The sequence below is a fragment of the Mycolicibacterium stellerae genome (assembly GCF_003719305.1).
In the GTDB taxonomy this organism is placed as follows: domain Bacteria; phylum Actinomycetota; class Actinomycetes; order Mycobacteriales; family Mycobacteriaceae; genus Mycobacterium; species Mycobacterium stellerae.
In genome coordinates this window covers 121,165-132,395 of sequence record NZ_RARC01000015.1, presented here as the reverse complement: position 1 = coordinate 132,395, position 11,231 = coordinate 121,165, and the positions used below count along the sequence as shown (strand labels likewise).

Annotated in this window: 9 protein-coding genes and 1 pseudogene; 6 read left to right on the top strand and 4 right to left on the bottom strand. The window is 66.6% G+C overall.

Going from position 1 to position 11,231, the window contains the following annotated elements:
- A pseudogene (locus tag D6M19_RS34310) lies at positions 1–585 on the top strand (hypothetical protein); the annotation flags it as partial.
- Here the strand turns inward: D6M19_RS34310 and D6M19_RS19390 are convergent.
- A complete protein-coding gene (locus D6M19_RS19390; protein ID WP_123026889.1) occupies positions 578–1,264 on the bottom strand; it encodes a DUF899 domain-containing protein in 687 nt (228 codons plus the stop codon). The pseudogene D6M19_RS34310 and the gene D6M19_RS19390 sit on opposite strands and share 8 nt — an antisense overlap.
- Positions 1,265–1,348: 84 nt before the next feature.
- On the opposite strand from D6M19_RS19390, the gene D6M19_RS19385 reads away from it, so the two are divergent.
- From D6M19_RS19385 to D6M19_RS19370, 4 genes are read left to right on the top strand one after another with little or no spacing between them, the layout of a single operon-like run.
- Positions 1,349–2,119 carry an SDR family NAD(P)-dependent oxidoreductase gene (locus D6M19_RS19385; RefSeq protein WP_123026870.1) on the top strand — a complete coding sequence of 257 codons (771 nt, stop codon included), beginning with the start codon at positions 1,349–1,351 and terminating at the stop codon, positions 2,117–2,119.
- Between the two features lie 32 nt (positions 2,120–2,151).
- On the top strand, positions 2,152–3,474 hold the full coding sequence (locus D6M19_RS19380; protein ID WP_123026869.1) for a glycosyltransferase: 1,323 nt from the start codon (positions 2,152–2,154) through the stop codon (positions 3,472–3,474).
- Positions 3,467–4,657: a glucosamine kinase gene (locus tag D6M19_RS19375; protein WP_123026888.1), complete on the top strand. Its 1,191-nt coding sequence runs from the start codon at positions 3,467–3,469 to the stop codon at positions 4,655–4,657. Before D6M19_RS19380 ends, D6M19_RS19375 begins: the two co-directional genes overlap by 8 nt.
- Positions 4,654–5,622 carry an SIS domain-containing protein gene (locus tag D6M19_RS19370; protein ID WP_123026868.1) on the top strand — a complete coding sequence of 323 codons (969 nt, stop codon included), beginning with the start codon at positions 4,654–4,656 and terminating at the stop codon, positions 5,620–5,622. Before D6M19_RS19375 ends, D6M19_RS19370 begins: the two co-directional genes overlap by 4 nt.
- Here the strand turns inward: D6M19_RS19370 and D6M19_RS19365 are convergent.
- Positions 5,610–6,293, bottom strand: coding sequence for a VldE C-terminal domain-containing protein (locus tag D6M19_RS19365; RefSeq protein WP_123026867.1), 684 nt, complete (start codon positions 6,291–6,293; stop codon positions 5,610–5,612). The genes D6M19_RS19370 and D6M19_RS19365 overlap by 13 nt on opposite strands.
- A gap of 296 nt (positions 6,294–6,589) precedes the next feature.
- Between D6M19_RS19365 and D6M19_RS19360 the strand changes: the two genes are divergently transcribed.
- A complete protein-coding gene (locus D6M19_RS19360; protein WP_206428572.1) occupies positions 6,590–7,801 on the top strand; it encodes a cytochrome P450 in 1,212 nt (403 codons plus the stop codon).
- Here the strand turns inward: D6M19_RS19360 and D6M19_RS19355 are convergent.
- Complete coding sequence (locus D6M19_RS19355) at positions 7,770–9,632, bottom strand: ABC transporter permease family protein (protein WP_123026865.1); 1,863 nt, start codon at positions 9,630–9,632, stop codon at positions 7,770–7,772. The genes D6M19_RS19360 and D6M19_RS19355 overlap by 32 nt on opposite strands.
- On the bottom strand, positions 9,629–11,218 hold the full coding sequence (locus D6M19_RS19350) for a S53 family peptidase (protein ID WP_123026864.1): 1,590 nt from the start codon (positions 11,216–11,218) through the stop codon (positions 9,629–9,631). Before D6M19_RS19350 ends, D6M19_RS19355 begins: the two co-directional genes overlap by 4 nt.
- Between the last annotated feature and the right edge of the window lie 13 nt (positions 11,219–11,231).

The following is an 11,231-nucleotide window of genomic DNA, read 5'->3' as shown; positions in this document are numbered from 1 at the left end:
GTTCTGCCCACGCCCCAGGCGCCCAAGGCCACCCCTGCCCCCATCCCGGCGCAGAGCCCGCGGGCACCTCGCCCCGCAGCCCCACTGCCCACACCGCAGGCCAAGATTCCGACCCCGCAACCGCAGGCGCCGATTCCGACACCGCAAGCGCCCGCCAAGGCGCCTCCTGCGGTCCAGGCGCCGGTGCCCGCCCAGATACCTCAACTGCCGATCGGCTCGCTACCCGCGATCATTCCCGGATTGTCGCCCGCGGCCCAGAACCCGGCTCAGCTGCCGGCGCAGTTGCCCGCCCAGGCGCCCGCCAAGCTACCGGCGCAAAAGCCGGCTCAGCTCCCGGCGCAAAAGCCGGCTCAGCTCCCGGCGCAAAAGCCGGTCCAGGTACCCGCGCAGGTCCCGGCGCAGGTCCCGGCTCAAGAACCCGCGCAAGTCCCCGCCCAGACGCCCGCGCAAGTTCCCGCGCAGGTGCCCGACCCGGTGGGTCCCGCGCCACAGCAGGTGCCAGATCCCGTCGGTCCCGCTCCCAAGAAGGTAGATCCTGCGGCGCCGAAGCCCTGCGATCCGAACGTCGACGTCTGTGTCAGGTAGTGCCGTAGGCCTTCGCGATGTCGGGTGAGTCAGTCCACCTCGAGTAGGCGGGCGACTGCGGCCAGCCCTCTGGCGAGTCCTGCCATTCTTCCTGGCGTCCCCACGGCAGCAGATCGATGAGCGCGAACGAGTGGCTGAGTTGTTCGGTGCCGCGGCCGTTGGTATGCCATGTGCGGTAAACCTTTTCGCCGTCGCGTAGAAACACGTTGACGCCGAAGCCGGCTCCCGGCGGCGCGTCCACGTCAGCGCCGAACGAGCTCTCCGACGACGAGTACCACGCCATCTTGTTGCCGACCTTGTCGCGGTAGGCGAGCGCCTCCTCGATGGGGCCGTTGGTGACGATGACGAACCGCGCGTCGTAGTTGTCGAGGAACTCCAGTCGGGTGAACTGGGACGTGAACCCCGTGCAGCCGCCGCACTGCCACTCCGCGCCGTCCTCCCACATGTGGTTGTAGACGATGAGCTGTGAGCGTCCGTCGAACACGTCGGCGAGACGGACCGGACCGTCCTCGCCGATAAGCGTGTAGTCAGCCATCTCGACCATGGGGAGCCGGCGGCGTTGCGCGGCGATCGCGTCCAGCTCGCGGGTCGCCGCCTTCTCGCGGCGGCGTAACTCGTCGAGTTCCTTGCGCCAGGTTTCCTGGTCGACGACGGGTGGTTTCGCCGTGTTCTCGGCCATGTGCATCTCCTTATCGGTGCCCGCTTTGCCCATATAGACCCGACCGGCAATCGAAACTCATCGCATCGGGCAGTATCTGAACCTGTGTCGCGACTGCTCGAGAACAAGGTTGTCATCGTTGCCGGGCTCGGCGGTATCGGCAACGGGCTGGCGCGGCGCTACGCCGACGAGGGCGCGCTGCTCGTGATCGGTGACCTCGATGCAGAACTGGCCGCGCGCGTCGCCGCCGACCTTGATCCATCGGCCGAGCGGGTACGCGGTGTCGCGCTCGACGGCGCCGACGAAGATTCCGTGCGGTCAACCGTCCAGCTCGCCGTCGACACATTCGGCCGGCTCGACGGGATCCACCTGAACTTCACCAACGCCGCCGACGCCTACCTGCCCGGCGGTGTCGTCGACCTGCCGCTGGAAGCGTTCGACGAGGTCATGCGCGTCAACACCCGCGGGTTCGTGATCTGCGCCAAGCACGCGATTCCGCCGATGATCTCCAGCGGCGGCGGGTCGATCGTCTTCACCGCGTCGATCGACGCCTACAGCGGTGCGAGCACGCGGGTGTCCTACCAGATGAGCAAGGCCGCGGAGCTGGCGCTGATGCGTCACATCGCGCGCAAGTACGGGCCGAAGGGGATCCGCGCCAATGCCATTGCGCCGGGGCTGATTTGGCACTACAAGTTCGACGAGAACCCGATGCCCGACGGCATCGTCGACCAGACGCGGGCTCGGCAGATGATCAAGTCCCGCTTCGGCACGCCCGACGACATCGCCGCGATGGGCGCGCTGTTGCTGTCCGACGACGGCAGCTTCATCACCGCCCAGACCATCAGCGTGGACGGCGGAGTGACCTTCCGGCCATGACGCGGTCGCCTGCCGGGAAGTATCGTCCGATCATGTCTTCAGAGCCGACACCGCTGACCATCATGTTCTGGCCGGAGTCGGCCTACGGGCCGACGAACCAGTGCATCGGCCTTGCCGCCATTCTTCGCGACCGCGGGCACACCATCGTGTTCGCCGCCGAAAGCTCGTGGACAGGCAAGCTCGCCCCGTTCGGCTTCATCGAGGAACTCGTCGACCTGGCGCAACCGGCCGAGGGTGCGGGCGAAGAGGATGCAGGCGCGTTCTGGACCGAGTTCATCGCAGAGACCGCGCCGGAATTCCGCAAGCCGACGATCGAGCAGCTGGGCTCGTTCATCCAACCCACCTATCAGGCGCTCATCGACGGCGCGAAGTATTGCCAGCCCCGGCTGCGCGAGATCGTCGCCAAGCACCGACCCGATGTCATCGTCGAGGACAACGTGGTGCTGTTCCCCGCGCTCGTGACGTCCGGGGCACCGTTCGTGCGGATCGTGTCGTGCAGCCCGTTGGAGGTGACCGGCCCCGATGTGCCGCCACCGTTCTCCGGCCTTCCGAGTGCCGACCGCGGTCAGTGGGACGCCTACCGCACCGAGTTTGACCGCACGCATCGGGCGATGTGGTCCGAGTTCAACGAATGGGTGCAGGCCCAGGGCGCCGATTCGCTGCGTGACCTGGAGTTCATGCCGCACACGACGGCGGCCAACCTGTATGTCTATCCGGCGGAGGCCGACTATCTCGATGCCCGTCCGCTCGACGACACCTGGGCCCGGATGGACTCCAGTGTGCGCGAGACCGACGAGGAGTACCGGCTTCCCACCGAGGTCGCCGACCGACCCGAGGGCAGCGCGCTGGTCTATCTGTCGCTGGGTTCGCTCGGCGGCGCCGACGTCGAACTCATGCAGCGCCTGGTCGACGTGCTCGGCACCACCCGGCACCGCTACATCGTGAGCAAGGGCCCCCAGGCTGATCGAATCACGTTGGCGGACAACATGGTCGGTGCGCAGATGCTGCCGCAGACCAAGGTGATCCCGCATGTCGACCTGGTGATCTCCCATGGCGGGAACAACACGGTCACCGAGACGCTGCATTTCGGCAAGCCGCTGATCGTGCTGCCGCTGTTCTGGGACCAGTACGAAAACGCCCAGCGCATAGACGAACTCGGGTTCGGCGTGCGGCTGGATACGTACAAATTCGCCGACGACGAACTGACCGGCGCGGTGGACCGGCTGCTCGCCGACACCGAGCTGCGCGACCGGCTCGCCGAGATCGGCACCGCGATCCGCGGCCGCGACGGGTTGCGGGTGGGCGCCGACGTCATCGAGAAGGTGGGTGTGCAACATCGGGCCTCGGTTGCCTGAGTTGCTCGACGCGCTCGACCTCGCTGACGGCAGGCGGTTGGCCATTGTCGCCGACGACGGCGGCCTTTCGGCACTGCCAATGGTGTGCGACGCCGATGGCCAGTGGCGGCGCGCGGCGGCGGGTGACGGCGTCGCCGAGGCGTTGCTCGCGGCGTTGGCACGGGAAACCGGTGTGGCGACCCAAGGTGCTTTCACCGTTGCGTCTTGGGCGGGGCGAGTCGCCCTGGGCGAGAGACCGATCGGCGTCGACCAGACCAACCAGTCGGTGATCGTCGGTGACGCGGCGGTGGTGAAGTGGGCAACTCATCTGCAGGAAGGACCGCATCCCGCCCCGCGCCGGGTTGCGGTGCTGCGCGAAGCCGGTTTCGGCGGCATGCCAAGCCCGTGGGGCTTGGTCACCTGGCGATCCGAGGACGGCGTGCAGACCGTGGCGGCAAGCGTCGATGAGTACCTTCCCGGGGCGGTGGACGGCTGGACGTGGGCGGTGGATCTGATCACTGCGGCGGCCGGTGACGGCGACGTCGGCCCTGTCGCCGACGCGGCCGCTCAGGTCGGCGCTCTTGTGGCGGAGATGCACGCGGCCTTGAGCGTGACGGCGGCGCCGGCCTCCGCGCAGGACGCGCACCGGTGGCGGGACGCGGCCTTCGATCTCCTCGGGCAAGCGTGTTCGTTGCACGATTTCGCCGGCGATCGTCGAAGCGAGATTGCGGGCGCTCTGGAGAGCCTCGGCGCGCTGGCGGGCACTCCCGTGATCGAAGGGCACGGCGACCTGCATGTCGGTCAGGTGTTGCTCAGCGGCGGGAGATTCTTCGTGACCGATTTCGACGGAAACCCCGTATTGCCCGCGGCACAACGGATCCTGCCGATTCCGGCTGCGCTCGATGTGGCCGGCATGGTGCAGTCACTTTCACACGCGGCGATCGTTGCGCGGAAGTACACCGACCTCGACCCGACGGCCCTCGCTGATGTCGACGCGGCGGGCCGCAAGACATTTCTGGCTGCTTACCAGCGGCGCCTGGCATCGCTCGGTCCGGCCGAACTGTACGACCCGACTCCGCTGCGTGCGTTTCGGATGCAGCAGGTGTTGCGCGAGATCATCTATGCGGCAAGGCATCTACCGAGGTGGATGTATGTGCCCGACGCGGCGCTGCCCGCGCTTCTCGACGAGGGGGTGCCATCGTGAAGCCGGATGGTTTCGCTGCGGACCTGTATCGGAAGCCAGAGGTCCTCGGACGGCTCTCGGCAATTCTCGCCGACGGAAATCCGTGGGCGGACGTGGTGGCGCCGAATACCGAGAGAGTGGTCCTGCTCGGGATGGGATCGTCGGCGTACGCGGGTGGTGTCGCGGCGGCACGCATGCGCGCGCGAGGACTCGTCGCTTCGGTGGAACTGGCGTCCTCGCAACTGCTTCCGGATTGGGGCGAGGGAACGCTGGTCGTCGCGACATCGGCGAGCGGAGGATCGAAGGAGACGTTGGATGCTCTTGATCGTCTGCCGGCTTCAGTACATACGGTCGCACTGACGAACACCTTGGGCTCGGCCATCGCCAAACGGTGCGCGGCCGTGGTGGACCTGGCCGCCGAACCCGAGGTGGGTGGGGTCGCGTGTCGCAGCTACCAGCACACCTTGGCCCTGCTGCTCGCGCTCGAGTGCCACCTCACGGGTAGCGGCACAAGTGAGCTCGCGCACGCGGTCGCCTTGTCGGCGGATGCAAGCGCCTACCTACTGGACACCGAGAGCGATTGGCGCTTAGAGGTTTCCGAGCCACTGCTCGGCCCGTCGGGGGTCTACCTGGCGGCGCCGGCGGAACGGTTCTGCAGCGCGCAACAGGGTGCGTTGATGCTGCGGGAGGGCCCACGTCTGCCCGCTGTCGGATGCGAGACGGGCGACTGGAGCCACGTCGACGTCTACCTGACGAAGACCATCGACTACCGGTTGCTGGTGTTCGCCGGATCGCAGTGGGAAGCGCAGTTGGCCGACTGGACAACGCAGCGCGGCAGCACCGTTATCGGCGTCGGCGGCGTTGTGCATGGCACGCAGTACAACTTGCGCTACCCGGGCGACGGCGACGACACCGTGCGGCTATTGACCGAGGTGTTGGTACCGGAGCTGATGGCCGCACGCGCGTGGCAGGCTCAGCGGATGTAGACCTCGCCGCCGGTGGGATATCCGCCACCGTGCGTCGTGATGTGGACGTGGTCGTAGTGGCCGTACCCGCCGGCCTTCACACCGCTTGGCGTGTAGTACATGCCCCGCCAGATGCAGTCCTGCAAGTCGAATCTGTCTGCGTTGTTCAATGCGAACGCAACGATTCGGTTTCCCAGGGCGACGCCCTCCGCCGAGGACGCGTTGGGAATCATCACGTCAAGCGCCAGGCCGTCGGGATGCCACCTCAGCGAGTCCGCGCGAACGCCCCCGATGTTCTGAATCTCGGGGAACAGCGCACTGATGCTCCGCGCGACCAGGATGGTCTTGACCTGAAGCCCCTTCTCCGGTGCCAACCCGACGGGCAGAACGCGCTCGGCCTCTCGGTTGTAGACGCGGTATCTCGACGCCGTCGCGAACTGGACCGGCGCGGCGCTGGCCGCTGCGTCGACGGCGGGCAACGCCGAAAAGTCCGTGGCGGCCGAGGCGACTATCTCGACGCTACGGGTCGCCACATCGTCGACGATCTGATCGGGTGCTTGCGCCTCGCTGATGGGTGCGGGCACTGAAACGTCACCGCTGGTGGCGAGCAGGAGGGCATAGGGGGCGATCACCGCAGCCGCGGGAACCGCCGACGGTATCCGTCGGCGCTGAGCAACGCTATGCCTCCCCATCACGTAGCACCATACGAGCAAACCAGCTGATTTTCAGCATCCCTCAGTGATCCCTTAAGAAGCGCCGTTAACGCTCCGACCAGCTAATAGTCACGGGAAGGTAACGTTTCCGCAGCTCATCGGCGTGCCGGTGTCGATTTCGCGGCTGGGACACCTACCGTGAAAATGCAATCGAATCGGTCGGGCGTATTGACCGAGCCGGCAGTTTTTCGCTCGACCGGTTCGATGTTCATCCCTGCGCCGTCATCGTCGGTCACACTGTCGACGTGGTTGAGGACGCAGTCACCGTCGGCGGGGTGGATCTCGCCGACCCGGACACCTACGCCGCGGGCATGCCGTTCGACGCCTTTCGCGAGCTTCGGCACCGTGCGCCCGTTGCCCGGCACCCGTATGGCGACGGCCCCGGGTTCCTGGCGCTGACCGGATACGACGAAGTCCTCGCCGTCTCGCGAGACAGCGCTACGTGGTCGTCGCAAGCCACAGGGGTGTTCTTCGAGGTTCCGCGCCAGGAGGATGAGTTCCAGCTGGAGCTGATGATGCTGACGATGGACCCTCCGCGCCACACCAAGCTTCGCGCACTCGTCAGCAAGGGCTTCACGCCCCGTCAGGTCGCCAAGCTGAACAATCACGTCGCCGACATGGCTCGCGAGATCGTCGACGACGTGGTCGAGCGGGGTGCGTGCGACTTCGTCGACGACATCGCGGGCGCGCTCCCTTCGTATGTGATCGCAGAGCTGCTCGGCATCCCGCTGGAGGACGGTCGCCGCCTCTACGAACTGACCGAGATCATGAACACCGGCGCGGTCGGTGACACCAACGACGACATGTCGCGCGTCGTGGACGCGCAGCTACAGATGTTCCAGTACGGCACGGAGCTCGCGGCGCGCAAACGCAAGACACCAGGCGATGACATCGCGACCTCTCTGCTCGACGCCGAAGTGGACGGCGAGCGCCTCAGCGACCTTGAGTTCAACATGTTCTTCCTTCTACTCATCAACGCCGGCGGAGACACCACCCGCAACCTGGTCGCTGCGGGCATCCTCGCGATGATGGAGCACCCCGATCAGCAGGCCCGGCTGGCCGCGGACCCGTCGCTGCTGCCGAGCGCGATCGAGGAGATGCTGCGCTACACCAGCCCGGTCACGGTGTTCGTGCGCACGGCGATGAAGGACACGGAATTACGCGGGATCGCCATCAAGGCGGGCGAGCGGGTGGCGATGTTCTATCCGTCGGCCAACCGCGACGAATCGCGTTTCGCCGATCCCGACCGTTTCGACATCGGGCGTGCTCCCAACCCGCACCTTGCCTTCGGCGGCGGAGGAACACATTTTTGTCTTGGCGCCAACCTCGCCCGGGTGGAAGCCGCCGCGATCATTCCCGAGGTGCTGTCGCGGCTGGAGGGCCTCGAGCTCGACGGGCCAGTCCAGCGGGTGCGGTCGAATCTGATGAACGGCATCCACTCGATGCCCGTGAAATTCAAGCCCCGCTACGCCAGCGAAAGCTGTTGACGTACTTACCCATGTCCAGGGCCAGTGCGAGGTTGGCCGCCGACGGATGGCCGGTGCCGTAGTCCGGGGTGAATTCATGGAATGGCCCGACGGCGGAAGCGACCAGCGCATAGTCATTCTTGACCGCGCAGAGGGTGATCACTCGAAGCCGGGTGAACTCGCCGCTGGAATCTTGCGGATACTGGTCGTGTACGGCGCCATAGCCCGGCTCGTACCCGACCATCGCGTTGGGGATCTCGTAATCGAGAGTGGCGTCGGGGTAGTACTCGGCGATCATCTGGTCGACGATCTGTTTGGGTGAGCGCTTCTCGGCGGGCTCTCCCCAAAGATCCAGTGTGCCGGTGTCGCCGCCGAAATACTCCAGCGCGACCCAATCTGAGTAAAGCGTGGCCTTGTAGAAGGTTCCTTCGCCCGGATACTGAACCGAGAACTCACCGTCGGTGGAAACGAAGCGTGGGTTGATGTCGATCGGCTGACCGATCGGCGGACGCCCGCAGTCGGGCGGGCAGGTGTAGCGCGGACGTGCCGGAGTTGCCAGGACCGACGCGGTAATACCCGCGGCGACCACCACACCGACGCCTGCGGCCAGCGTCGTCAGCAGCCAGCCTTGACGCGTGTAGCCCACCGGCACGACGTCATACATCCGGGCGGGGGTGGCGTAACCCGGACGCGGCACTTCGATTCCGCTGCCGACACCAGCCCGACGCGCGGTTCGCGACGCACGCGACGCCGCCGCCGCGGCGACCCCGCAGTTCGAGCAGAACGCCATGTCGGGGACCACATGGTCGCAGTACGGGCAGAGCACTTGCCCGCCCGGATTCGGCACGTCGTGTTCCTCGTTGAGCAGGCAGTACTGCAACCCGATTCGCAGCGCCAGCAAGGCGATGACGGCGATCATGAGGTGGGCACCGAGATGAAGGCCCTCCAGCACAGGACTGACCTCGGTGATGCCCAGCACGGAGTAGACGGCCAGCGTTGCCAGCACGCTGGACAGGACGAGACCTCGTCGGGCGAACCACAGTGCCGCACCGACCAACCCGCCCATCGACGCCGCGGTCAAAGGCACTGCGACGCCTTGCACCCCCGCCTGAACCAGGAGCACCCCGGCAGGCTGGTTGTCGGAAGTCACACCCGTTGCGAATTGCGGTGCCAGCCGGATGATCGTGGCGGCGGCGGTGAAGCTGATGGCGCCCAACGACCCGATTACGAAGCCGTCCAACGACTCCCGGGTTGGGCGAGCGAACCGCATCACCACCGCGGGCACCAGCATCAGCAGCGCTCCGCCTGCGGGCACCGCGATACCCACGATCAGCGCCATCCTTCTGGAATCCGCGTCGGCTAGCGATACGTCATAGAAACCGGAGATCAAAGTGCTTGTCGCCAACGCCCATCCGACACCGAGTCCGACGCCGAGCAATGCGGTTGGCACCAAAGCCCGAAGGGCGTAGTCGCGGTCGACGTCTGCTTGGTAGAGGTAGAGCACGAACACTAGCGGAAGGCCGAGTGCGATGACCGCGATCATGGGCGCCTGCCAGCGCATCACGGCGAGGACGACCAACAACAGAAAGATGGCGGCGAGGCCCGCCCGAAATGCCGTGCGGGAGCGGTGCGGAAGGTGCGGGAACAACGAACTCGCTACCGAAAGCCGCAACACCTGCTCGCCCGGCGCTGCCGCATACGCGCCCATCCGAAGTCGGTCACGCCCGGCCGCAGGCGGCTGCGCCCACTGCGCACCGCACGCCCCGCAGTAGGCCGCGGCAGGCACCTCCGCACCACACGCCACGCACGACATGGTGGCCACTCCACCATCGCTGGCGGGCGGTTGCGTCATTCGGGCACTGCCCGCGATTGAATCTCGAGAAGGTTGCGGGCGAGGTTGTACGTGTTCGGAGTGCCGAGCCCGGTAACGAGATCGTAGCCGGGCCGAGAGAGGTCGACCGCGTTGCCGCCCAACGAAACATCCCGAAAGCCCGGCAGGTCGGCGCCTGCCGCGACCCGATACAGAAGGGGGTTGATGTTTCCCAGCTGCCTGCCGCCGTTGGCTGTCAGGTATTGGTTCATCAGTACCGTCAGCGCCGCCCAGATCGGTGCCGCCTGTGAGGTACCGGCTCCGACGTATTCGTTCTGGCTGTAGATGAACCTCACCCCGGTGAGCGGATCGCCGACCGCGGCGACGTCGGGCGACAGTCTGCGCCGATCCGTGTCGCGATCGGCGGTCAGTTTCTGCTGCCATTTCGGCCGCGCGAACAGCTGCGACACGCCACCGCTCGTGCCCTGCGACAGCGGCGAATCGAACCACGCGTACTCCGCAAGCCACTGTCCCCGCGGGCCCGTCGACAGGGTCGTCGCGCCGACCGCCGTCATCGTCGGAAGCGACGAGATCGCGTCCAGCCCAACGTCATCGGGACCCGGCGGGGACGACCATTCGTCGGCGCCCTTGCACTCGAGGCTGGCGTTGTCACCTGTGGCATCGAACGCCGAAGTGCCGTGCGCCTGCGCCCTGACCAATGCGGACTCGACGGGCGCGAGGTCGGTGGCGTTGACGAACGAGTCGCACGACCACCCGATCGACAGGCTCCACACCGCACCGGGGAATTGCCGGTCGGTGTCGGAGAACATCTCGCCGATCTTCTCGTACGCTCCGTCGGCCACCAATGTCGGAAGCGCGTTGACCACAACCAGGTGCGCGTCGGGCGCAATGGCATGCACGACTTGGAGATCCATCGTCGTCTCGCCGTGGGCTTCGTCTGGTATCCCGCCGATCACCTCGGGCGTGAACCTCGGCAGGCCCGAGGTATCGGCGAACTTGTCGAGGTCGCGCTGGTCGAAACCATCGAATGCGAAGAACACGATGGTCTCGCCCTTACCGGTATGACCTTCCTTCGCCAGCGGAGTGGCGTTGTAGGCATCCAACAACCCGCCCGGTGTCAGCCCGCCCTTGGGCACGTCGAGGGGAAGGTTGTCCGGCTGTTTCGTGCGATGAGGGGTGTAGCTGATGATCCGGCCGAGCCCGGTAACGGCATCGTGCAACGACGCAGGCACCGACGGCTGTTCCGGAGACGCGTAGAACACCTGGCCTTTTCGGCCACGGTAGTCGTTCACCGGCACGTCGAAGGCGCGCGCCATGTGGTAGGCGGCACCCTCGACGATCGCCCAGGCATTGCCTGGGCGCCATCGCACCCACAGCTCCCGTGCGCCCGCCCATGCCGTCAGCGCAACAGGACGCGTCGCGTCGGGGAGCGAAACAGTCAGTTGCGCATCACCAGCGCGCGACGGCCCGAGATCTGTCGAGCTGGCGAGCAGTGCTGCGAACGGACCCTTGATAACCGCCGAACTGGTCGGCGCGCAGCCGGCACTCAGCCCCGACGCGACGATGATCGCCGACGCCCCGATGAGCGCCGGCAAACGCCGCCGCATTTCGGTGATGCTT

What these genes read in the sequence shown, in the direction of transcription:
- D6M19_RS19390 (WP_123026889.1), bottom strand. Translation starts at nt 1,264, where the DNA reads ATGGCCGAGAACACGGCGAAACCACCCGTCGTCGACCAGGAAACCTGG.
- D6M19_RS19380 (WP_123026869.1), top strand. Translation starts at nt 2,152, where the DNA reads ATGTCTTCAGAGCCGACACCGCTGACCATCATGTTCTGGCCGGAGTCG.
- D6M19_RS19365 (WP_123026867.1), bottom strand. Translation starts at nt 6,293, where the DNA reads ATGGGGAGGCATAGCGTTGCTCAGCGCCGACGGATACCGTCGGCGGTT.
- D6M19_RS19355 (WP_123026865.1), bottom strand. Translation starts at nt 9,632, where the DNA reads ATGACGCAACCGCCCGCCAGCGATGGTGGAGTGGCCACCATGTCGTGC.
- D6M19_RS19350 (WP_123026864.1), bottom strand. Translation starts at nt 11,218, where the DNA reads ATGCGGCGGCGTTTGCCGGCGCTCATCGGGGCGTCGGCGATCATCGTC.